General features: G+C 32.5%; 21 protein-coding genes. 16 read left to right on the top strand and 5 right to left on the bottom strand.

From position 1 onward, the window contains the following. The first annotated feature begins 3 nt into the window (after positions 1-3). From EG348_RS01945 to EG348_RS01900, 10 genes are all read left to right on the top strand, one after another. On the top strand, positions 4-1,248 hold the full coding sequence (locus tag EG348_RS01945; protein WP_123980192.1) for an O-antigen ligase family protein: 1,245 nt from the start codon (positions 4-6) through the stop codon (positions 1,246-1,248). Continuing rightward, the gene (gene wecB, locus EG348_RS01940; RefSeq protein WP_123980190.1) at positions 1,196-2,332 is read left to right on the top strand and encodes a non-hydrolyzing UDP-N-acetylglucosamine 2-epimerase; all 1,137 of its coding nucleotides are present in this window, start codon (positions 1,196-1,198) and stop codon (positions 2,330-2,332) included. Before EG348_RS01945 ends, wecB begins: the two co-directional genes overlap by 53 nt. Then, complete coding sequence (locus EG348_RS01935) at positions 2,332-3,537, top strand: glycosyltransferase family 4 protein (RefSeq protein WP_123980189.1); 1,206 nt, start codon at positions 2,332-2,334, stop codon at positions 3,535-3,537. Before wecB ends, EG348_RS01935 begins: the two co-directional genes overlap by 1 nt. Then, positions 3,538-4,431 carry an NAD-dependent epimerase/dehydratase family protein gene (locus tag EG348_RS01930; protein WP_123980187.1) on the top strand — a complete coding sequence of 298 codons (894 nt, stop codon included), beginning with the start codon at positions 3,538-3,540 and terminating at the stop codon, positions 4,429-4,431. Positions 4,432-4,434: 3 nt separating this feature from the next. Continuing rightward, positions 4,435-5,397 carry an MraY family glycosyltransferase gene (locus EG348_RS01925; RefSeq protein WP_123980185.1) on the top strand — a complete coding sequence of 321 codons (963 nt, stop codon included), beginning with the start codon at positions 4,435-4,437 and terminating at the stop codon, positions 5,395-5,397. Positions 5,398-5,418: 21 nt separating this feature from the next. Beyond that, on the top strand, positions 5,419-5,964 hold the full coding sequence (rfbC, locus tag EG348_RS01920) for a dTDP-4-dehydrorhamnose 3,5-epimerase (RefSeq protein WP_123980183.1): 546 nt from the start codon (positions 5,419-5,421) through the stop codon (positions 5,962-5,964). Between the two features lie 94 nt (positions 5,965-6,058). Then, positions 6,059-7,360, top strand: coding sequence for a 30S ribosomal protein S12 methylthiotransferase RimO (rimO, locus tag EG348_RS01915; protein ID WP_123980181.1), 1,302 nt, complete (start codon positions 6,059-6,061; stop codon positions 7,358-7,360). A 415-nt stretch (positions 7,361-7,775) separates the two neighbouring features. After that, positions 7,776-8,447 (top strand): hypothetical protein, encoded by a 672-nt coding sequence (locus EG348_RS01910; RefSeq protein WP_123980179.1) that lies wholly within the window; start codon positions 7,776-7,778, stop codon positions 8,445-8,447. Positions 8,448-8,461: 14 nt separating this feature from the next. Next, entirely contained in the window at positions 8,462-9,208 is a 747-nt protein-coding gene (locus tag EG348_RS01905) for a hypothetical protein (RefSeq protein WP_123980177.1), read from the top strand. A 516-nt stretch (positions 9,209-9,724) separates the two neighbouring features. Continuing rightward, positions 9,725-10,096: a septal ring lytic transglycosylase RlpA family protein gene (locus EG348_RS01900; protein WP_123980175.1), complete on the top strand. Its 372-nt coding sequence runs from the start codon at positions 9,725-9,727 to the stop codon at positions 10,094-10,096. Between the two features lie 49 nt (positions 10,097-10,145). Here the strand turns inward: EG348_RS01900 and EG348_RS01895 are convergent, their stop codons facing one another. The 5 genes from EG348_RS01895 to EG348_RS01875 form a co-directional block, all read right to left on the bottom strand. Further along, positions 10,146-10,910 (bottom strand): exodeoxyribonuclease III, encoded by a 765-nt coding sequence (locus tag EG348_RS01895; RefSeq protein WP_123980173.1) that lies wholly within the window; start codon positions 10,908-10,910, stop codon positions 10,146-10,148. A gap of 89 nt (positions 10,911-10,999) precedes the next feature. Further along, complete coding sequence (locus tag EG348_RS01890; RefSeq protein WP_066755632.1) at positions 11,000-12,544, bottom strand: bifunctional response regulator/alkaline phosphatase family protein; 1,545 nt, start codon at positions 12,542-12,544, stop codon at positions 11,000-11,002. A 238-nt stretch (positions 12,545-12,782) separates the two neighbouring features. Continuing rightward, a complete protein-coding gene (locus EG348_RS01885) occupies positions 12,783-13,331 on the bottom strand; it encodes a thioredoxin family protein (protein ID WP_123980171.1) in 549 nt (182 codons plus the stop codon). A gap of 19 nt (positions 13,332-13,350) precedes the next feature. Beyond that, positions 13,351-14,388 carry a YncE family protein gene (locus EG348_RS01880; protein ID WP_123980169.1) on the bottom strand — a complete coding sequence of 346 codons (1,038 nt, stop codon included), beginning with the start codon at positions 14,386-14,388 and terminating at the stop codon, positions 13,351-13,353. 159 nt (positions 14,389-14,547) lie between these two features. Further along, the gene (locus EG348_RS01875) at positions 14,548-16,188 is read right to left on the bottom strand and encodes a S41 family peptidase (protein ID WP_123980167.1); all 1,641 of its coding nucleotides are present in this window, start codon (positions 16,186-16,188) and stop codon (positions 14,548-14,550) included. A gap of 278 nt (positions 16,189-16,466) precedes the next feature. On the opposite strand from EG348_RS01875, the gene EG348_RS01870 reads away from it, so the two are divergent. The 6 genes from EG348_RS01870 to EG348_RS01845 all read left to right on the top strand — a co-directional run bounded on the left by EG348_RS01870 (position 16,467) and on the right by EG348_RS01845 (position 22,699). Further along, positions 16,467-17,684, top strand: a complete 1,218-nt coding sequence (locus tag EG348_RS01870) for an HD domain-containing protein (protein WP_123980165.1) — start codon at positions 16,467-16,469, stop codon at positions 17,682-17,684. An 80-nt stretch (positions 17,685-17,764) separates the two neighbouring features. After that, positions 17,765-18,796, top strand: a complete 1,032-nt coding sequence (gene lpxD, locus EG348_RS01865; RefSeq protein WP_123980163.1) for a UDP-3-O-(3-hydroxymyristoyl)glucosamine N-acyltransferase — start codon at positions 17,765-17,767, stop codon at positions 18,794-18,796. Then, positions 18,789-20,186, top strand: coding sequence for a bifunctional UDP-3-O-[3-hydroxymyristoyl] N-acetylglucosamine deacetylase/3-hydroxyacyl-ACP dehydratase (locus tag EG348_RS01860; RefSeq protein ID WP_123980161.1), 1,398 nt, complete (start codon positions 18,789-18,791; stop codon positions 20,184-20,186). The genes lpxD and EG348_RS01860 overlap by 8 nt, the downstream gene beginning before the upstream one ends. Next, on the top strand, positions 20,187-20,981 hold the full coding sequence (gene lpxA / locus EG348_RS01855; RefSeq protein ID WP_054510285.1) for an acyl-ACP--UDP-N-acetylglucosamine O-acyltransferase: 795 nt from the start codon (positions 20,187-20,189) through the stop codon (positions 20,979-20,981). Positions 20,982-21,008: 27 nt separating this feature from the next. Beyond that, positions 21,009-21,575, top strand: a complete 567-nt coding sequence (gene efp, locus EG348_RS01850; RefSeq protein WP_072408058.1) for an elongation factor P — start codon at positions 21,009-21,011, stop codon at positions 21,573-21,575. Positions 21,576-21,796: 221 nt separating this feature from the next. Next, positions 21,797-22,699, top strand: coding sequence for an LpxD N-terminal domain-containing protein (locus EG348_RS01845; RefSeq protein ID WP_066755660.1), 903 nt, complete (start codon positions 21,797-21,799; stop codon positions 22,697-22,699). Positions 22,700-22,717: the final 18 nt, after the last annotated feature.

Raw genomic sequence — 22,717 nt, 5'->3', positions numbered from 1 at the left:
TTGATGGAAAGAATAAATCGCTTAAAATCCTCAATTGTTAATAATCAGGAAACCTATTTTCTTTTTATTACTTTGTTTGGTTATATTCTTTCAGACATTAATCCTTTTGAATTAAAGAAATTATCATTGGCTGCAAACCTTTTATTAAGAGGTTTTGTTTTTATATTATCAATATATTTTATCATAAAAAATTTTGAGATAATAAAGAAAAGGAAAATTGTAATTCTTTCTTTTTTATTCTTTTTTTCTTTTTATTTAATTAAAGTATTTTATACATTACAAAATTTCCCTTTTAATGCTAACGTTCTCCCGGCTTTACGCAATGTTCTTTACTATTTTATATTGATAGTAATCCCTTTGCCTGTAGTTGCTATTTTGAGTTTAGATTACTCAAAAATTAATTTTAAAAAGTTCTATAAAACTATTTTTTCATTTTTATTCGTCATTTTAACAGTTAATTTTCTTTTTATAGGAAAAGAGAATGGTAATAGAAATGGTATTTTTAATGCCTATTATATTACAACAGGCTATTATGGATTAAGTTTAGTATTATTGAGTTTGTTTAGTTATGTATTTTTAAAAGAAAAAAGTAAAATTTATTTAGTAGGAATGATACTAGGTTTCATTCCGATATTTGTTTCAGCGGCGAGAAGTCCTGTATTAGCTCTTTTTCTAATTCTTTTATTATTTATTATTTTAAAGAATAAAAGAAAATACTGGTTGTGTTATGGTATTATATTGACTTTGTTTGCTGGGACACTTTTTACTATTTATAAAAATGGAATAGGAGATAATATTGTTTTTTTTAAAAGAATAAATGCTGCAATTTTTGAAAGAAATGCTTCAGGAAGATCATATTATCTGGATAAGGGGATTGATATATTTATTAATAATCCATGGTTTGGAGGACGTGTTCTTTTTGAAGATGGAATGTATTCTCACAATTTATTTGTTGATATTTTGATGTCGACTGGTGTGTTGGGTATGATTCTATTTATATTTTATTTTAAATTTGTAGTACAGAGTTTTATAAAAGTTTTAAAAAATATTTATAAATATAAAGAGAGCGGTATTTTAGTTTTCTTTTTCTTGCAGTATTTTGTTTTAGTTCAGACATCAGGATGTACATATGCATCTTTTGAATTTTGGTATTTTGGTGCTGCAATAATTGGTTTAGGATATATAAATTTAACAAATGAAGAAATTAAAAGTAATGACAGTCGTGGGTACGCGACCGGAGATCATTAGATTATCAAGAGTATTATCGGCTTTAGATGCTTCTGAAGCTGTAGAACATATTATCGTCCATACAGGACAAAATTATGATTACGAGCTTAATCAGATATTTTTTGAAGATTTAGGTCTTCGTAAACCAGATTACTTCTTGGAAGCAGCCGGAAAAACGGCAACAGAAACTGTAGGAAATATTTTAATTAAAATAGATCCGCTTCTTGAAGAATTACAGCCGGATGCTTTTTTGGTTTTAGGAGATACTAATTCTTGTCTTTGTGCTATTCCTGCAAAGAAAAGACAAATTCCTATTTTCCACATGGAAGCTGGAAACAGATGTTTTGATCAAAGAGTTCCCGAAGAAACAAATCGTAAGATCGTAGACCATACATCAGATGTTAATTTAACATATTCAGATATTGCAAGAGAATATTTATTGAGAGAAGGTCTTCCTGCTGACAGGATCATTAAAACAGGTTCTCCTATGTTTGAGGTTTTAAATCATTATTTACCTCAGATTGAAAGTGCAGATGTTTTAAGCAGATTGAATTTAGAAGAAGGAAAATATTTTGTTGTTTCATCTCACAGAGAGGAAAATATTAATTCAGAAAAGAATTTTAATGGTTTAATGGAAAGCCTTAATGCTATTGCTGAAAAATTTGGTTATCCGATCATCGTTTCTACTCATCCTAGAACAAGAAATATGATTGATAAGAAACAGATAGAGATGAGACCGGAAATTCAGTTTTTAAAACCACTGGGTTTCCATGATTATAACGCTCTTCAAATGAGAAGTTACGCCGTTTTATCTGATTCTGGAACTATTTCTGAAGAATCTTCTATTTTAAATTTTAGAGCTCTTAATATCAGAGATGCTCATGAAAGACCGGAAGCAATGGAAGAAGCTTCAGTCATGATGGTAGGACTGTCACCGGAAAGAATTTTACAGGGATTGACACAACTTCAGCAGCAAAAAGTAGGAAAAGAAAGAAACTACAGACCTGTAGCCGACTATTCTATGCCGAATGTGTCTGAAAAAGTGGTAAGGATCATTTTAAGCTACACAGATTATATTAACAGAGTAGTCTGGAGTAAGAAATAATGAAGAATCTTTGGATCGCAACCGAACTTTTTTATCCTGAAGAAACATCAACTTCTTTTATTCTTACCAAGATCGCCAATCAGCTTTCAGATAAGTATTCAGTGAAAGTTGTTTGTGGAGATCCTGTATATGATAAGAATAATAAAAGTGAATCATTTACATTAAACTCTAATGTTTTTGTACATAGAATTAAAGGATTTACAGGAAATAAGGATAGCTTAATAAGTAGGAGCTTGAGATTTATATTTTTAAGTTTTTCTATTTTCTTTTATCTCTTTAAAAATGTAAAGAAAGGCGAGAAAGTTTTTATTGTTACCAATCCTGCACCATTGATACTATTAATTTCAATTCTTAAAAGGTTGAAAAAAATTGAATTAATTATACTGGTACACGATGTTTTTCCTGAAAATACAATACCGGCAGGAATAATTAAATCTGAAAGTTCTTTTTTATATAAGATTTTAAGGAGCATTTTTGATAAAGCATATTCTAAGGCAGATAGATTAATTGTTTTGGGAAGAGATATGCAAATAATGATTGAAAATAAGACCCAAAGATTCAAAAATAATCCAAAGATTGAGATTATAGAAAACTGGGGAGATACAGAAAATATTCGTCCACTTTCTAAAGATGAAGTTTTTGAAAACAATTCTTCTTTAAAAGATAAAGTAGTTTTTCAATATGCAGGAAATATTGGAAGAGTACAGGGACTTTTAGAATTATTAGAGATCATTAAAATGGTAACTAATGATAAATTGGCTTTTTATTTTGTAGGCGAAGGTGCTGTGAAGCAAAAAATGAAAGAATATGTTGAACTCAATAAAATGCAGAATGTTTATTTCGGTGATGCTTATTCAAGGGAAGAACAACTTTCTGTTCTGAATAAAGCGGATGTCGCTTTTATAAGTCTGGCTGAAGGAATGTTCGGTTTAGGGGTACCTTCAAAAACGTATAATATTCTTTCTGCAGGAAAACCTATTTTATATTTAGGAGAGAAAAATAGCGAAATAGATCTACTGGTAAAAGAAAAAAGCATAGGATATTCTTTTCAGCATAATCAGAAAGAAGAACTTCTTCGTTTTTTTAATTCATTTAATGAAAACTCTGTTTTGGATTTAAAAATTAAAAAAGAAAATGCCAGAAAAGTAGCAGAACAAGAATTTTCTGAACAAATAATTCTAAATAAATTTTATCAAACTATCTAAATGAAAATATTATTTACAGGAGCTAATGGGTTTTTAGGTAAAAATGTCATTCCTATACTTCGGGAAAAACTTTTTGATGTAAAAACGTTTGGTACGCAAAATACAGATTATGTGAATGATATTACGGAAAATATTCCTTTATTTGAAGAAAAGTTTGATATAGTTTTTCATGCTGCTGGTAAAGCACATTCCGTTCCTCAAAACCAAGAAGAAGAGAAGAAATTCTTTGATGTTAATTGTGAAGGGACAAAAAATCTATGTCATGCCTTAGAAAAAAATATTCCTCAAATTTTTATTTTTATAAGTACAGTTGCTGTCTATGGAAAAGATTTTGGAGAAAATATAAATGAAGAATCACCTTTGGAAGGAAGCACACCTTATGCAAAAAGCAAAATACAAGCAGAAGAGTTTCTTTTGAATTGGTGTGAAAAAAATAATGTAAAATTATTTATTCTAAGACCATCTTTGATCGCTGGACCACAACCTCCCGGAAATTTAGGTGATATGATAAATGCTATTAAATCTGGAAAATATTTTAATATTGCTGGTGGTAAAGCTCAAAAAAGTATATTTTGGGTAGAAGATTTTGCGGAAATTACGTCTAAAGCTATTGACAATGATGGAGGCATTTATAATGTCTGCGATAGTAACAATCCTAGCTTTAAAGAAATTTCAGATAAGATTTCTAAAATTTTAAATAAAAAATCACCAACCAGCATACCTTTTTTCGTTGCAAAAACGATGGCAATTGTAGGTGATGTGCTAGGGAAAAGAGCTCCTATTAATTCATTAAGGTTAAAGAAAATTACAGATTCTCTTACTTTTTGTAATGAAAAAATGAGAACAGAATTAAAGTTTAAACCTTCAAACGTAATGGAAAAATTTCAAATATAGCGTATGGAATTTGTAATTATAACAGTTTTACTTTTTGTATCAATGTTGGTTTATTTCAGAATAGCCAACAAATATAATATCATTGATAAACCCAACCACAGAAGCGCCCATTCTCAGATAACTCTTAGAGGTGGAGGAATTATTTTTCCTATTGCATTTATTATTTTTTGTGTATTTAATTTGAATGAAGCTATACATGAATATTGGTCTTTTGGATTAGGTCTATTGGCAATTTGTACGATCAGTTTTATCGATGATGTCAAAACCTTATCGAACAGAATTAGGCTTTCAGTTCATCTTATTTCTGTGATTTTACTGCTTTATTTCACCGGAGCTTTCAATTTAATGCCATATTGGGTTTGGCCAATATTATTTATTTTAATTATTGGAACACTTAATGCCTATAATTTTATGGATGGGATTAACGGAATGACCGGAATTTACAGTCTCGTTACTTTATCATCATTGCTTTATATAAATAAAGAAATAATATTATTTACAGATAATGATTTTATTATTTATCCTATTTTGGCTTCTCTGGTATTTTTATTCTTTAATTTTAGGAAAAAAGCAAAATGCTTTGCCGGAGATGTAGGAAGTATGGGGATTGGTTTTTGGGTAATTGGTCTTATTACTTTATTGATCATGAAAACCCAAGATTATAAGTACATTTTATTATTATCAATTTATGGACTTGAAGTTGTACTTACCATAACTGAAAGATTATTACTGAAAGAAAATATTTTTGAAGCGCACAGAAGACACTTATATCAATTGTTTGCTAATGAAAGAAAAGTTTCACATCTAGTTATAAGTTTTGTTTATACTTTTGTTCAATTGATTATTAATTTGTTTTTAATAAATTCGCAACTTCCAATTTGGGTTATTATTCCGATAATATTTATCCCTGTTGGCGGAGTTTATTTAGGATTAAAATTGAGTTTAAAAAAACAATACAACCTTTAGAATAGCCTTAGAATTAAACTTATGAAAATAAAAGAAACACCACTGAAAGACTGTTATATAATAGAACCTACTATTTTTGAAGATGATAGAGGTTATTTCTTTGAAAAATTTAATGAGAAAAAATTTGAAGAATTAACATCAATGAACGGTCATTTCGTTCAGGATAATATTTCTAAATCTTCTTATGGTGTTTTAAGAGGATTACACTTACAGAAAGGAGAACACGCTCAGGCTAAACTCGTTTCATGTTTGGAAGGGAAAGTCTGGGATGTTGCTGTTGACTTGAGAGAAGATTCTCCAACATTTGGTAAATGGTTCGGAATAGAGCTTACCGAAGAAAATAAACTCCAGTTATATATTCCTAGAGGTTTTGGACATGGGTTTTCAGTTTTAAGTGAAACTGCTGTTTTTGCCTATAAATGTGATAATTTTTATAATAAAGAATCTGAAGGAAGTGTGAAATTTGATGATCCAGAGCTTAACATCGATTGGAAAGTTGATCCAAAGGATATGATTCTTTCAGAGAAAGATCAAAATTCACCAGGCTTTAAAGATAAAAACTTTTAAATAGCATATTGAGAATCACTTTATTAAAGTGGTTCTCTTTTTTTAATTCATACTCTTCAATATTTCGTATCTTTGCAAACTCAAAATCAAAAAGATGCGTACAAAATCCATAGGTAAGAAGAAAATTAACATCGTCACACTCGGCTGCTCGAAGAATGTATATGACTCTGAAGTATTGATGAGCCAGCTGAAAGCCAATGGAAAAGAAGTGGTACATGAAGATAAGGGTGATATCGTTGTTATCAACACTTGCGGATTTATAGATAATGCCAAGGAAGAATCTATTAATACCATTTTGGAGTATGTAGAGGCTAAAAATAGAGGTGAAGTTGAAAAGGTTTTTGTTACAGGCTGTCTTTCTGAAAGATATAAACCAGACTTGATTAAAGAAATTCCGGATGTAGACCAATACTTCGGAACCAGAGATCTTCCCATTTTATTAAAGCATTTAGGTGCAGATTATAAGCACGAGTTGGTGGGGGAGAGATTAACAACTACTCCAAGACATTATGCATACTTAAAAATATCTGAGGGTTGTGACAGGCCATGCTCTTTTTGTGCGATTCCTTTAATGCGTGGTGGTCATACTTCTACGCCGATCGAGAAATTAGTTTCTGAAGCTCAGAAATTAGCAAAAAAAGGAACTAAAGAATTAATTTTAATAGCTCAGGATCTTACTTATTACGGTTTAGATATCTATAAAAAACGTGCACTCGGAGATTTATTAAAAGAACTTGTAAAAGTAGAAGGGGTAGAATGGATTCGTCTTCACTATGCTTTTCCAAGCGGTTTTCCAGAAGATGTTTTAGATATTATCAGAGAAGAACCTAAGGTTTGTACCTATATAGATATTCCGCTTCAGCATATCAATTCAGATTTATTGAAATCGATGAAGAGAGGTACTACTCACGAAAAGACGGATGCACTTCTTGCAAAATTCAGAGAAAAAGTTCCTGATATGGCCATTAGAACAACTTTAATTGTTGGATATCCCGGAGAAACTGAAGAAAGGTTCCAGGAAATGAAGGAGTGGGTAAGAGAACAAAAATTTGACAGATTGGGTTGTTTCACATATTCTCACGAAGAAAATACTTCAGCGTATGTTTTAGAGGATGACATTCCTCAGGAAGTAAAAGAAGCCAGAGTAGAAGAGATTATGGAACTGCAGTCACAAATTTCTTGGGAAAAGAATCAGGATAAAATTGGAAAAGTTTTCAAATGTGTATTTGATAGAAAAGAAGGGAACTATTTCATTGGAAGAACAGAATATGATTCTCCTGATGTTGACAACACAGTGCTGGTTTCTGCGGATAATACCTATATTTCTATTGGCGAATTTGCGGAGGTAAAAATTACTTCTGCTGAGGAGTTCGACTTGTATGGAGAGTTAGTTTAAAATATATCGTTTATTAGTGAATTTTAAATATATATTCAATTAAAAATATTATATATCTAAATTTGTTTTAAGCATTAATAAAAATTAACATATTTTATTGAATTTTAATACTTTTCATAAGTGCTTATTTTTCAATGTGTTATGTTTTTATTGAGATGAATTTGAGAAACTTTTTATATGTGCCTATTGCCATTAAATAATAAAGTACTAACTTTGCAACATGAATAGATTTTTATAATGCTATTTGTATGAATGTTAGGTATTTAAAATTAGATCAAAAATGAAACACTTTTAAGAATGTTCATCTTAAGTATAAATTGTTTTATTTTTAATTAAAGAACAAGTTGGGATGAGTTGTCCCATTTGAATATAAATATCATTGATGAAAAATGTAATTTAAAATCTTTAAAAACTTATGAAAAAAATTTTATTAACAGCGACTGTTCTTGTTAGCATGACAGCGCTTACTAAAGCTCAACAGGGGCGTGTGGGTATTAACACAACTACACCTGCCGCTACTTTAGACGTTACAGCAGACAAAGCTGACGCTACAAGACCTGATGCGCTTTTAGTCCCTCGTATGTCAAGAGCTGAATTAGAATCTAAAAATGCAGCTTATGGCAATGGTACAGGTGCAACCAATCAAAATGGTGCCCTTGTATTTGTAAATGCATTAGGAGGTACAGGAACTGGTAAAACAGTTAATGTAACATCTACTGGATTTTATTATTATGATGCACCAAACTCTGTTTGGGTTGCTGTAGGTGGTGGCGGTGCTGCTACTCCTCAGAGATACGAAGGTACTAGAGGTAGTGTTACTATTTTAACGACTACTGCAGCATATACAGCTACTGCAACAGACTTTTTTATTATTACGAAAGCTGGTTCAGGATTAACGATTGATCTTCCAAATCCAGTAGGAAACATTGGAAGAATGATTTATGTTGCTAATAACAATACCGGTACCGGTACAGTAAATGTAAATTCTGCAGGATCACCTACTCTTTTAAATGGTGCTTTGGCACAAAATAGAGCTAAAGCTTATATCAGTGATGGTACAGCATGGGTTGCTATTTCGTTAAATTAAAAACATAAATAAAAATGAAAAAATTTAGTCTTTGTATAGTTCTTCTTGCATCTTTATCTTTAACTAAGGTTTCAGGTCAAGTAAATTCAAACCAGGTTATTCAAAATAACATTGGTGATTCAAATGCATTTTTAGATGCAAGTACAAATTTTAATACATCTGCATCTTCATCAAATAGTATAGGAAAGGGTTTAGTTTATCCTAACACAGATTTGAGACTTTTCAGATTTGATCCAACTCCTGCTGATGGTATTACATTTCCTTCTTATTTCGATGGAATGTTAGTATATAACACTGCTACTACTGGATCTACTGCAGATCCATTATTAACAACTCAAACTACTGGTTTAACAGCTGGTTTTTATTATTTTTCTAATCCAAATGGAGCTGCTAACGGATCTGTTACTGCTGGTAGATGGCTTCCAGTTGGAGGTGATCCGAAATTCAATGTAACAACTGCTGAAACAACTACTAATACTTTAGTAAATAATAATCAGGTTTACGCTAAAAAAGGAAGATTTGTAGCAAGTGGAACTTCTACTGCACCTACCTCTTATCCTGATGGAGCTATTACAGTTCCTGCTAGTGGAACAGCTGGTATTTATAGAGTAACAGTTTTCAAAGCTGGTACAGGAAGTGTTTTCGCTAACGGAGTTTATTCTTATGATATTTCTAACGGTAACCTTATTACAGGTTCTCCAAGTATGTCTGTAGTTTATCCTGCCGGAACATATGATTATGTTGTAGAATATACTAAATAAGGTATATCTACATTCTAGATATAAAAACCAATGACTTATCTCATTGGTTTTTTGTTTTTAATCTTAGTTGACTAATTTTGAAGTTCTTATTGTTGTAATGAAATTTAGTATTGTTTATTAAACTATTCTTTCAATATCGTAGGTTCATGTCGCTTATAATAATTTGTAGAATAGAATTAATTAAAAACAGTTTATATTGAATAAAAACGAGATAAGTTTTTTCAATTAAGTTTTTGATACAGATTTATCAGAATTTGTTAAAAATTTTAAGATATTGATTTTCAGTAACTTTTAATTTGTGTTTTTTTAAATTATGCTTTAATTAGTTAATTTCGTTAACTTTTTAACGCTATTTTTAACACTTTTTAACAATGTACTCTAAGAAGCCTATTAATAGGGAGTTACAAGGGTCGTTGTGATAGAATTAAGTTTTCGTTAACAGTTTTTAACATTTCGACTGCTGACTTTACCATATTCATGATACTTTTGCTGAGTCAAAACCAATAAAATTTCAAGATGATGAAAAGATTCATTCTCGTAATCATAATGATGATTTCAACCTTTGGTGTTTATTCTTTCAAGAATAATGCCACAGATGCGAAGAAAACAAGTTATGCATCGTACTACCACGATAAATTTAACGGTAGAAAAACGGCCAGCGGAGAAATCTTTGATAATTCAAAGCTTACAGCAGCCAACAGAACGCTTCCTTTTGGTACAACTATTAAAGTAACCAATCTGAACAATGGAAAAGAGGTGATAGTGAAGATTAATGATAGAGGGCCTTTCCATTCATCAAGAGCACTAGATATGTCTAGAGCCGCGTTCGATGAAATCGGAGATACCGATCGCGGTACAATTCCGGTGGAATATGAAATTATCGATTAACATTTATGATTTAAATTAAACAAGCCAGCTGAATCAGCTGGCTTTTATTTTATAGATTAATTTCTACTAAAGCAGGGCAATGATCAGAATGCACTGCTTCCTTCAAAATAACGGCTCTGGAAAGCTTTTCTTTCAATGAATAGGAAGCGAAGTTGTAATCCAGTCTCCAGCCTTTATTATTAGCTCTGGAATTCTGCCTGTAGCTCCACCAAGTATAATTATCGGGCTCATTATTAAAAAACCTGAAACTGTCTATCAATTCACATTCTTCGATGAAATTGGTCATCCATTCTCTTTCCATGGGTAAGAAGCCGGAAGTGTTCTTTAAACCAACCGGATTATGGATATCAATTGCTTCATGACAGATATTAAAATCTCCCGAAATGATAAGGTTAGGAATAGTCTTTTTTAGTTCTTTAATGTAAGCTAGAAAATCATGGCAAAACTGCATTTTAAATTCAAGCCTTTCAATATTCGATGCAGAAGGGACATATACAGAAATTGCAGAAAAACCATCAAAGTCTGCGCGGATAATTCTTCCCTCATTATCATAGCTTTCTATACCGCAACCATATTCTACATGATTGGGTTTTATTTTTGAAGCGATTCCCACGCCGCTGTAGCCTTTTCTCACCGCCGAATGCCAATAACTGTGATAACCTAATTTTTCAAGGCTTTCGATGTCTATTTGATCGTTTCCTGCTTTACTCTCCTGAATGCAGATGATATCCGGGTCAGCTGTTTTCAGCCAACCGAGGAAATCTTTGGTAAAAGCAGCTCTTATTCCGTTTACGTTGTAAGTAATTAATCTCATGTTTCAAAAATATAAAAAAGAAGCGGAAAAAATCAATTGATTTTTTCCGCCACTCTTATTACCCAAAGTTAAATAAACTATGAAAAAAACTACTTGGGTTCTAAAATACTTATCGGAATAATACATTCTTCCAATGATATTCCACCGTGTTGGTAGGTTTCTTTATAATAATTCACAAAGTGATTATAATTTTTAGGATAAGCCAGGAAAATATTATTTTTAGCGAAAATATATTTAGAGCTTAAATTTCCTTTTGGTAAAAATAATTTTTCAGGGTTTGTAATTGCCCAAACATCTCTGTCGTCGTAGGTTAAACTTTTACCTGTTTTATAACGGATATTAGTGGATGTTTCTCTGTCGCCCACAACTTTACTAGGTTTTTTAACGTAAACTGTTCCATGATCGGTTGTGATGACCAATTTGTAACCGCTTTCAGCAGCTAGCTTAATGATCTTAATCAAAGATGAATTTTCAAACCAGTTAGATGTTAAAGAGCGGAAAGTTTTATCATCACGAATCAATTGGTCTACAATATGGTTATCTGTTTTTGCGTGGGAAAGAATATCAATAAAGTTATAAACGATCACCAATAGATCATTGTTTTTATGCTGATTGAAGTCATCGTATATCTTTCTTTCAAAATCGGCATTTAGCACTTTTAGATATTTCATTGATTTAGAGCCTAAACCAATTCTCTTCATTTGATCTTCTAAGAAATCACGCTCAAATTCATTCTTGTTTCCATCTTCATTATCATTGAACCATTTTTCAGGAAAACGTTTTTCGATCTCAGAAGGCATTAATCCTGCAAAGAAAGAATTTCTCGCATATTGCGTAGCTGTCGGAAGAATACTGTAATAATAATCTTCTGAAACTTTATTGTAATATTTCGTGAACAAAGGTTCAATTACTTTCCACTGATCGTAACGAAGGTTGTCAACCATCAGTAAAAGAACTTTTTCTTTTTCTACTTCCGGTTTTATTTTTTCTTTGAAAAGTGTGTGGCTCATTAATGGTTTTTCATTTCCATTCAACCAATCTTCGTAATTGTTCTCAATAAATTTAGCAAACTGAATGTTGGCCTCTTCTTTTTGAGACTGTAGAAGATCTGCAAATTCATTATCTGCAACTTTATCAAACTTAATCTCCCAACTAACGATTTTTTTGTAATATTCTGCCCAATCCTGATACGTTCTTAAATAAGAAAGTTCCATAGACAGGTTTCTGAATTCCTGCTGATATTGTAAAATTGTCTTTTGCTCGACAAGATTGTCTTCCTGAAGATTTTTCTTTAATGATAATAAAATCTGATTAGGATTTACAGGCTTCAGAATATAATCAGCGATTTGAGAACCTATGGCTTCTTCCATAATATGTTCTTCTTCGCTTTTTGTTACCATCACTATTTTCAGAGAACTATCTCTTTGTTTGATCATAGGTATAGCCTCAAGCCCGGAAATTCCAGGCATATTTTCATCTATTAAAGTAAGTGCAAATTTTTCTGAATCTATTAATTCTAATGCCTCATTTACGTTGTTTACGGGGGTTACGTGGTAACCTTTTTTCTCTAAAAATACAATATGAGGTCTAAGTAAATCTATTTCATCATCTATCCATAATATCTTTTCCGACATAATAATTTAATTTTTCAGGGTTAGTATATCAAAATTGCGACCAAAAGCTCGTAAAATCTACGAAAATAGAGACTTTAAAAGTTAAATCTTAGTTAAAAATTTTGATGCGTTTTTATTAAAATAATTGAGTATGAAGATAGAGTATTTAAGGGATAAAATGTCAATTTTTATATAAAAATAAAAGCCGCTGTAAGTAATTTACAAACGGCGGCTCTTTTTAATTGTTAAATAAATAAGATTATAAAAGTGATAATATTTCATCAATGATATCAACGCCATTATTATTGTTGTAATAATTATGAAGATCTGATAAAAAAGCTTCTTTAGGATAATTTTCGGGGTCTTTTTTGTGCTTTGCTAAAAGATCTTTTCCAAATTTTGGACGAGGTCCCCAATGGGTAATAACATTATTTTCATCATTAAGAAAGATCACGATAGGAACGGACTCGTTACCATTGGTCAAAAACTTTCTTATTAAATCTAAATTTTCGTCTCTTTGAAGAATTTTCACAGAATTCTTTTTAAAAAATGTATTAATTACGGGTACAGATTGACTGCAGTCTCCGCACCAGCCTTCGGCTATAATTAAAATTTTCCCATTGATTTTTTTTTCTTCAAATATTTTTTGCTGTTCAGTATCAGGTACATAGTTGTTGATAATATGCTCAACTCTTTTTAGTGATAATTGATATTTACTTACAAGATCTTTGTCCGAATACTCTGTTTTCTTTTGAATAATATCATGATACTCTTCAAAAGGAACTGCTTTTTTCCAATATACTTCCATTTGTGGTTTTATATATGAATTAATTTTGTTCTCTTTTGTAGTAAGTTATCCCAAAAGGATTATTTCCTACAGTAATGGATGATGAGTAAGCAAGTGTACCTGATGAATTAACAGTATAGGTAGAAACCGTATTTGCAGAAGTACCTGAGTGTGTAACAAACATTTTGTCTCCTCCATTGTTTACCACGAGGTTATGAGGCGTTGGAGTAGGAGAAGTTAAAGGATTTCCAATTTGATTTCCCGTGGCAGAGTTTATTGAAAACAATTGGTTTCCTGATATATTCGCTACAAAAAGATTATTATGATCCGGCGAAATAAATACACCATGAGCTCCGGCATAATCTTTTTCGTAGATTGTATTTAATGTATTACCGTCAAGAGCATATACTTTTCCAGATTGGCAAGGGACATAGAGCCTGTCATTGGAATGATATAAATGAGGTTCTTTTCCCACTGTTTTCTCGCCTGTTTTGGCGTAAGTAGAAGTTGAATATTTAAAAACTTTATCAGCATTAGGATCACTTGTGAATACAGAAACAAAAGCAGTTGAACCATCCTTAGTAAGAAAAACATCATGAGGAGTAATTCCCACATCTATAGTATGAGTTACGGAATTTGTACTTAAATTAATTACAGAAATAGTTTTATCGGTATCATTTACAACCCATAATTCTTTACCTTGTCCGTCTGCCCACATATGGAAAACTCCGTTTCCAACCGCGATGGAATTTTCAATTTCGTTGGTTTTAGGGTTTACGACATGTATTTTCTTTCCGCTTCTGTCTCCAATATAAACTTTATCTGTTTTCGGGACATACACGACATACATGGGGTCAGAATTGGGAATAGATAAGGTTTTGGTAACATTGTTTGTTACGGCATCAATAAAACTAACACTTCCGCTGCTACGATTAGTAACCGCAATTTTTTCTTCAAATTGTTTAGAGGGTTCAGATGACATATTGCTGTCATCACTACAAGATACAATTGTTGCTAAGGCAATAAAAATAGCAACAGTACCTAACTTTGAGGGGTGGGGAAAAAAATGTTTTTTCATAAATGTTGATTTTAAAATGACTAATATTCCGTTTGATAAGAAGACTTGAAAAAGTTTCTTTAAAATCATAGTCGTAATTTGACAGGGTTCCTGACAAATATTTATGAAAAAAAATAATATTTTGACTTAACGTATTGAAAAGTAGGGTTTTAATTTTTGCTAATTTCCTGTCTTTATATATTCCAAGGCTCTTTCAAAGACTTCATCTTTTCCTTCTTTGATGCCTTTTACGGTAAGTTTTATCAAAATATCAGGGATTATTCCTATTCTTTGGGTTTCCTTTCCGTCCGGATAATAAGCTCCCAATCCTGTAAAACTTGTCTCCAGATCTGCAATATTGAATCTTATGACATCTCCATTAGCTCCGGAAGTGTTGCTGCCGATAACTTTTGATTTTGGATGCTGTTTAAACATCATGGTTGTAGTTTCAGCTTGGCTCTGGGTATTTTCATCCACCAAAACCACAACATTTCCTTTATAATAATCATTATTTTTTTTGCCAATACTATTTTTTCGGCTATAAAATTTGCTCAAATAATTGGTTTCAGGGAAATTGAATTGATAATAGATAGTATTTTCAGGAAGTAATAATTTGCTTAGAGGTAAAATGGTTTGTTTCGGATAATTTCTGAGATCAAAAATAATGGATTCTGTTTCTTTTAGGTTTTTATACATTTCATCCAGATCCTTTCTTTCAATAATTCCCATGTTTACATAGCCGGTTTTTCTTTCATCATCAATAAATTTCCATTTTTCCGGTGTTGCAGTTTTTTCATTGATAATATCGCGGAGAAGATATGTTTTTAATTTAATAGCTAAATTTTGCCCATCTCTTTCAATTTTAATATTGATCGAATCATTATTGGTAAAAAGAAATAGGTTTTTCGCTTTCTTGATTTTCCCCCAGGAATTGGAAGCCGAAATATATTTTCCAAAACTATTGACCATTTGCGGAATAGTTTTACCATTAACATCATAAATGACGTCACCGATTTTCAACGGATTTTCTTCATTAAATTTGTTGGAGTTAATTTTAGTAACAATCAATTTTCCTTCTGCATAACTATATTCTACAGGAATTTTTCTTCTGCCATATTGATGTAAACTAATAAATGGAGAAAATAAAAAAGCATGTGAATCATCTGTTTTAGTAACCAATTCGGCTAAAGTTAAGTGATAAGTTTCATCATTATTAATAGCGAGAAATTTCGGAATCATCTCAGTTAAAACATCATTCCAGTTTTGATCTGTTTTGTATTTGTAAGGAAAAAAATATTCTACATAATTCCAATATCTAAATAATTCTAAAAGGCTGACTTCTTTGGAAGTAAATTTTGATCCATAAGAATTTTCGTTTCTGAAAAACACTTTTCTTCCACCAATCCCGAAATAATAATTGTCGCCAATATTTCTATTATTTTGAATATAATTGAGTTTCTGGGTTGTTTTTTCTGAAAAAATAATCTGATCATTGATCCAATTAAGGTCAAAGTTTTTCAAAAAATAGAGTTTACTATCCTCTTTTTTACATTGTTCACAAGTTTCAACTTTTCCCAGACTTTCAATCCAGTTAGAATAAAATTCATTCAATTGACTTTTATCGTTGATTTTTTCAATTTCATTTAATTTCTGGAAAAGCTGATTATCCCAATCGAGATTTCCTTTGGCAACATTCGGATGATAGTATTTTAAAAATCCCCAAACTTTACAAAGAGACTCCAGTTTTTGAGTCTCAGATAAGCTTTGCGCCGAAAAACTCATACTTAAAAATAGAATGATGAAAACAGAGAATTTTCTCATGAAAGGTTATTGGAATTTGTATCAAAGATAATTTTTAAACACAAATGGCGCAAGTTTTTTCACAAATGATATAGAGCTTTGTATCAATAGGAGTGGGCTTTAGCCCGCTTAGTAAAAATAGTCCCAATCTATTGGCTTTAGCCAAAACTTAATTTTTTAATAATGTCATCCGCAAAAATATTTGTACCATTTGTGTTTAGATCAAATGTTTTTAATATTAATTTAATCATCCTTAAAATTTAAAATCCCTAAATTTGTGTACAAATACTGACATTTCAATGCAGAATAAGCTTAAAATCATCAATGATCCTGTTCACGGATTTATCAAAATTCCTCACGAAATTTTATTCGACATCATCGAACATCCATATTTTCAAAGGCTGAGAAGGATTTCCCAGACCGGGCTTTTAACTTTAATTTTTCCGGGTGCTACCCATACAAGATTTCATCATGCTTTGGGGGCGATGCACTTGATGTTTACGGCTTTGGAGACTTTAAAACAAAAAGGAGTTAAAATCTCAGATGAGGAGGAAAAAGGCGCGATGTTGGCGATTCTAATGCATGATATTGGTCATGGTCCTTTTTCTCATGCGTTAGAAAGTATGTTGATGGACGACTGGCATCACGAAAATCTTTCATTATTATTGATGAATAGGCTAAATGTTGAGTTTAATGGACAACTTAATGTTGCTATTGAAATGTTTCAGGGTAAATATCATAGAAAATTTTTCAATCAGCTTATTTCTTCTCAATTGGATGTTGACAGATTGGATTATTTGAAGAGAGACAGTTTTTTCACGGGAGTTTCAGAGGGAAATATCAATACACAAAGGATTATTTCGATGATGAACGTTTGCGAAGAAGGCGAATTGGTGATTGATGCGAAAGGAATTTATTCCATTGAAAACTTTTTGACAGCAAGAATGTTCATGTATTGGCAGGTATATTATCACAAAACATCGGCTTTGGCGGAGTTTCTTTTGGTTAAAATCTTAGAAAGAGCGAAATATTTGGTTTCTCAAGGAATTGATTTGCCTGCGACGGAAAATTTGAAATATTTTTTATACCGTGGAAAAAGCTCAGCAACCGTTGAAGACGTTGAAAGGTTCACTCAAATGGATGATAATGATGTTATTCAGGCGATGAAATCTTGGCAGAATTCTGATGATATTATTCTTTCTTATTGGTGTAAATGTGTGATACAGAGAAACCTGCCTAAAACAATTATCTCTTCTCACCCGTTTGATCCGAAATTTATTGAAGAAAAAATAAAAAAAACTAACGAATTTTTCGGAATTGATAACGGTGAAGATCTGGTACACGAGATCAAGAGAAAATTGTTGCCTTATGACACAGAAAAGCAACCAATTTATTTATTGCAGAAAAGTGGGGTGAAATTAAGGCTGGACGAGTCGGAAGACCAGCTTTTATCGGGGTTGATCGTAAATAAAACCACAAGATATATCCTTACTTTTCCAAGAGATATGTCTAATTAATTTCTTAAATAATATTAAAATTTACTATCCTAAAACTAAAAAATGTTTGCGAATTATAGAATTTCTTATCTTTGCAGAATATGGAATTTACAGCTTCGCAAATTGCAAGTTTTATCGACGGAAAAATAATAGGTGACGAGCACGCACTTATTACTGGAGTTTCACCAATTGAAAATGGGGAATCAGGACATCTTTCTTTTGTAGCACAAGATAGATTTTCCCACTATTTGGACACTTCAAGATGCTCCGTTCTTATCGTTTCGGAAAATATTATAACTAAAGATAATTATAATCCTACCATCATTGCCGTAAAAGATGCTTATCTTGCCTTTCAGGTTTTAATGAATCTGTATCAGGAAATGCAGGGAAGAAAAGAAGGGATCGAAGACGGCTCTTCTATTCACGAAACAGCTGTTATTGGCGAAAAAGCCTATATCGGTGCGTTTACCTACATCTCAGATAAAGCAAAAATTGGTGAAGGTTCACAAATTTATCCTCATGTGTACGTTGGTAAAGGTGTAAAAATTGGTAAAAACTGTAAAATAGACAGTGGTGCCAGAATTTACGATTACTGTATTGTTGGAGATAATTGTGTGATTCATTCCAATACTGTGATTGGCGGAGATGGATTTGGTTTTCAGCCTACCCCTGATGGATTCAAAAAAATCCCTCAGCTAGGTAATGTAATTATCGAAGATGATGTTGAAATTGGTTCTAACTGTAGTATCGACAGAGCTACCATCGGATCAACCGTTATTGGAAAGGGAACTAAAATAGATAACCTTATTCAGATTGCCCACAATGTGAAAATTGGTCAGAATAATGTAATTGCAGCACAAGCAGGAATTGCAGGTTCTACCACTATTGGCAACTGGAACCAGATCGGAGGTCAGGTGGGGATCGTAGGGCATATTAAAATAGGAGATCAGGTGAAGATTCAGGCTCAAAGTGGTGTGAATTCTAGCGTTAATGATAAAGAAACCGTGTACGGATCACCTGCGATAAGTTATAATGACTATCTTAGAAGCTATGTACATTTCAGGAATTTACCTGAAATCGTAAAACGAATAAATAATCTTGAGAATACCTCAAAAGATCATACTAATGAGTGATATGCAAAAAACACTTCAGGAAGAGGTAACACTTTCCGGAATTGGCCTTCATACTGGTAAAGAAGTAAAATTGACCATAAAACCTGCTAAAGAAAATACAGGTTTCGTTTTTGTGAGAACAGATTTAGAGGGTCATCCTCAGGTCGAAGCTGATGTAAACTATGTTGTAGCGACAGAAAGAGGAACGACATTAGAAAAATTAGGAGTTAAAATTAACACTTGTGAACATCTTTTGGCAGCTTTAGTTGGTTGTGATATTGATAACGCAATGCTGGAAATGGATGCTTCTGAACCTCCAATTTTAGATGGTTCTTCAAAGTTTTTTGTAGAAGCTATCGAAAGTGTAGGAATTGTAGAACAAGGTATTGCCAGAGAATATTTGGTGGTAAAAGAAGTTCTTAGCTATAGCGATCCGGCAACGGGTTCAGAAATTACAATTATTCCTTCAGATAATTACGAAATTACAACAATGGTAGATTTTGGGACTAAAGTTTTAGGTACTCAAAATGCTACTCTTAAAAATATTTCAGATTTTAAAGAAGAGATTTCATCTGCTAGAACGTTCAGCTTTTTACATGAATTAGAAATGCTTTTAGATCATGGTTTGATCAAAGGTGGTGATATTTCTAACGCGATCGTTTATGTAGACAAAGATCTTACTCCTGAAACTACAGAAAAATTGAAGAAAGCTTTTGGTAAAGACAAAGTGTCTATCAGACCAAACGGTATTCTTGATAATCTTAATTTGAATTACCCTAACGAAGCTGCAAGACACAAATTACTTGATGTAATAGGTGATTTGGCTTTGGCTGGAGTAAAAATTAAAGGAAAAGTTATTGCTAACAAACCAGGACATTTTGTAAATACTCAATTTGCTAAAAAATTGAACCGTCAGTGGAAATTACAAAAGAAAAAAAATGTTCCTGATTTTGATTTAACGAAAGAACCAGTTTTCGATATTAACGGAATCATGAAGTTGATGCCTCACAGACCACCATTCTTATTGATTGATAAGATCTTAGAATTGTCAGATTCTCACGTTGTCGGATTGAAAAATGTTACAATGAATGAACCTTTCTTCGTTGGACATTTCCCTAAAGAGCCTGTAATGCCGGGAGTTTTACAAGTTGAAGCATTGGCACAGACAGGAGGTATCTTAGTATTGGCAAGCGTTCCGGATCCTGAAAATTACTCTACCTATTTCATTAAAATTGATAAAGTAAAATTCAAGAGAAAAGTAGTTCCCGGTGATACTATGATTTTCAAAATTGAATTGATAGAGCCTATCAGAAGAGGTATTGTTCATATGCAGGGATACGGATATGTGGGAGATACTGTAGCAGTAGAAGCAGAATTAATGGCTCAAGTTGCAAAAAATAAAGTTGATTAAATGATTCATCAATTAGCAGCCGTTGATAAACGTGCAAAAATCAGCAAAAATGTTATTGTAGAACCATTTACTACAATAGCAGGGGATGTAGAAATCGGAGAAGGAACTTGGATTGGCCCTAATGTTACCATCATGGATGGAGCAAGAATAGGTAAAAACTGTAGAATATTTCCTGGAACGGTAATTTCTGCGATCCCTCAGGATTTAAAATTTGATGGTGAAGATACTCAGGTAATTATCGGAGACGAAACTACGATCAGAGAGTGTGTAACGGTAAACAGAGGGACAAAAGCCCTTGGATTTACCAAAATTGGTAAAAACTGCCTTATCATGGCAACTTCCCATATTGCACACGACTGCGTTATCGGAGATCACGTTATCATTGTGAACGGTTGCGGTATTGCAGGGCACGTAGAAATCGGAGACTATACCGTAATGGGAGGTCTTAGTGCTGTGCATCAATTTGGTAAAATCGGGAAACATGTGATGATTTCCGGTGGTACGTTGGTGAGAAAAGATATTCCGCCTTATGTAAAGGTTGCGAGAGAGCCAATGTCTTACGCTGGAATCAACTCAGTAGGTTTGAGAAGAAGAGGATTTACGAATGAGAAAATTTTCGAAATTCAAAAGATCTACAGAACTATTTTCCAAATGAAAATGAACGTTTCTCAGGCTGTAACTTACATTGAAAAAGAAATGCTTCCAACAGCTGAAAGAGATGAAATTCTTCAGTTTATTCAAAACTCTCCTCGAGGTATCGTTAAAGGATACGGAACAGGAAAAGAAAGTAACTAATACAAATTAAAAGATAATATAAAATTAATGGCAACAAGTAACGATATAAGAAAAGGACTTTGCATCGAATTTAGCAATGATATTTTCAAGGTAGTTGAATTTATGCACGTAAAGCCAGGAAAAGGTCCTGCTTTCGTAAGAACAAAACTAAAGTCAGTAACTAACGGAAAAGTATTGGATAACACATTCTCTGCAGGTCACAAAATTGATGAGGTGAAAGTAATTACAAGAAAATTCCAATATCTTTACGATGATGAGAATGGTTTCCACTTCATGAATAATGATGACTTCTCTCAGCTTTATCTTGATAAAGAAATGATTGAAAACTCTAATCTGATGAAAGCAGGTGAAGAAGTTACCATCATTTTAAAGGAAGCAGACGAGACGCCTTTGTCTGCAGAACTTCCTCAATCTGTTTACTTGGAGGTTATAGAAGCTGATCCGGGAGTAAAAGGAAACACGGCTACCAACGCTCTTAAAAACGCTATCGTTGAAACAGGAGCAAGAGTAATGGTTCCTCTGTTCATCGAAGCAGGAGACAAAATCAAAGTGAGTACAGAAGATGGTTCTTACTTAGAAAGAGTAAAAGAATAATTATTCAAAATAATAGGAAGCTGGAAGTATAACAACTTTCAGCTTTCATTTTTTATGGCAGCTATTTCCGCCTTCCGCTCCCAATCTTTTTTGGCCATTGCTTTTTCCATGCTAAAAAAGGATTTCCGCTCAAGTCGGGCTGCAATCTAAACTTGAAAACAAACCTTGTCAGGGTTTCAAACTTTGACACGGTTGATATAATTTAAACATCATTTAAAAATATGACGTTTCATCAACCACAAAAACTGAAAACTATTGCTGATCTTATCGGATCAAAATTCATCGGTTCTGAAGACTTTGAAGTATTAGGAACGAATGAAATTCACATGGTGAGACCGGGAGATATAGTTTTCGTAAACCATCCAAAATATTACGATAAAGCTTTAAATTCAGCAGCAACAATTATTTTGATTGACAAAGAAGTTGAATGTCCGGAAGGTAAAGCGCTTTTAGTTTCCGAAGATCCTTTCGGAGATTTTAATAAGATCAACACTCATTTTACGAGAATATATAATTTCACAGAAGAACTTCACGATGTTGAAATCGGAGAGGGTACAAAAATCCATCGTACAGCTGTTATCGGAAATAATGTTACCATTGGAAAAAATACACTTATTTTTCCTAATGTTGTGATTGGTGACAGAACTGTTATTGGTGACAATGTAATTATTCAATCAAACACAGTTTTAGGAGGTGATGCTTTTTATTACAGAAAATTAAATGGAAATTTTGACCGTCTGATCTCTGTAGGAAATGTTGTCATCGAAAACAATGTAGAAATCGGAAACGGCTGTACAATCGACAGAGGAGTTACAGATTCTACCGTTATCGGAGAAGGTTCTGTTTTGGATAATCAAATTCAGATCGGTCATGATACCGTGATTGGTAAAAAATGTTTAATTGCCTCACAAGTCGGAATCGCAGGATGTTGCGTAATAGGAAATGAAGTAACGTTATGGGGACAGGTTGGCATGGCTTCCGGTAATAAAATAGCTGACGGATCTGTAATTCTCGGCAAAACTGGAGTCAACAGAGATCTTGAAAAAGGGACTTATATCGGGATGTTTGCAGAAGATTTTAAAACTTATTTGAAGAAAGAAGTAAAACTGAGAAATCTCAAATAAACAATTCTTAAGGTTTTA

Source organism: Chryseobacterium sp. G0201 (assembly GCF_003815655.1).
Taxonomy (GTDB): Bacteria; Bacteroidota; Bacteroidia; order Flavobacteriales; family Weeksellaceae; genus Chryseobacterium.
Note: the sequence above shows the minus strand (reverse complement) of the source record. Positions and strands in the feature narration are given on the sequence as shown.

Excerpts from the sequence above, each read along its gene's own strand:
- EG348_RS01945 (WP_123980192.1), top strand. The coding sequence starts at position 4 with ATGGAAAGAATAAATCGCTTAAAATCCTCAATTGTTAATAATCAGGAA.
- wecB (WP_123980190.1), top strand. The coding sequence starts at position 1,196 with ATGAAGAAATTAAAAGTAATGACAGTCGTGGGTACGCGACCGGAGATC.
- EG348_RS01935 (WP_123980189.1), top strand. The coding sequence starts at position 2,332 with ATGAAGAATCTTTGGATCGCAACCGAACTTTTTTATCCTGAAGAAACA.
- EG348_RS01930 (WP_123980187.1), top strand. The coding sequence starts at position 3,538 with ATGAAAATATTATTTACAGGAGCTAATGGGTTTTTAGGTAAAAATGTC.
- EG348_RS01925 (WP_123980185.1), top strand. The coding sequence starts at position 4,435 with ATGGAATTTGTAATTATAACAGTTTTACTTTTTGTATCAATGTTGGTT.
- rfbC (WP_123980183.1), top strand. The coding sequence starts at position 5,419 with ATGAAAATAAAAGAAACACCACTGAAAGACTGTTATATAATAGAACCT.
- rimO (WP_123980181.1), top strand. The coding sequence starts at position 6,059 with ATGCGTACAAAATCCATAGGTAAGAAGAAAATTAACATCGTCACACTC.
- EG348_RS01910 (WP_123980179.1), top strand. The coding sequence starts at position 7,776 with ATGAAAAAAATTTTATTAACAGCGACTGTTCTTGTTAGCATGACAGCG.
- EG348_RS01905 (WP_123980177.1), top strand. The coding sequence starts at position 8,462 with ATGAAAAAATTTAGTCTTTGTATAGTTCTTCTTGCATCTTTATCTTTA.
- EG348_RS01900 (WP_123980175.1), top strand. The coding sequence starts at position 9,725 with ATGATGAAAAGATTCATTCTCGTAATCATAATGATGATTTCAACCTTT.
- EG348_RS01895 (WP_123980173.1), bottom strand. The coding sequence starts at position 10,910 with ATGAGATTAATTACTTACAACGTAAACGGAATAAGAGCTGCTTTTACC.
- EG348_RS01890 (WP_066755632.1), bottom strand. The coding sequence starts at position 12,544 with ATGTCGGAAAAGATATTATGGATAGATGATGAAATAGATTTACTTAGA.
- EG348_RS01885 (WP_123980171.1), bottom strand. The coding sequence starts at position 13,331 with ATGGAAGTATATTGGAAAAAAGCAGTTCCTTTTGAAGAGTATCATGAT.
- EG348_RS01880 (WP_123980169.1), bottom strand. The coding sequence starts at position 14,388 with ATGAAAAAACATTTTTTTCCCCACCCCTCAAAGTTAGGTACTGTTGCT.
- EG348_RS01875 (WP_123980167.1), bottom strand. The coding sequence starts at position 16,188 with ATGAGAAAATTCTCTGTTTTCATCATTCTATTTTTAAGTATGAGTTTT.
- EG348_RS01870 (WP_123980165.1), top strand. The coding sequence starts at position 16,467 with ATGCAGAATAAGCTTAAAATCATCAATGATCCTGTTCACGGATTTATC.
- lpxD (WP_123980163.1), top strand. The coding sequence starts at position 17,765 with ATGGAATTTACAGCTTCGCAAATTGCAAGTTTTATCGACGGAAAAATA.
- EG348_RS01860 (WP_123980161.1), top strand. The coding sequence starts at position 18,789 with ATGAGTGATATGCAAAAAACACTTCAGGAAGAGGTAACACTTTCCGGA.
- lpxA (WP_054510285.1), top strand. The coding sequence starts at position 20,187 with ATGATTCATCAATTAGCAGCCGTTGATAAACGTGCAAAAATCAGCAAA.
- efp (WP_072408058.1), top strand. The coding sequence starts at position 21,009 with ATGGCAACAAGTAACGATATAAGAAAAGGACTTTGCATCGAATTTAGC.
- EG348_RS01845 (WP_066755660.1), top strand. The coding sequence starts at position 21,797 with ATGACGTTTCATCAACCACAAAAACTGAAAACTATTGCTGATCTTATC.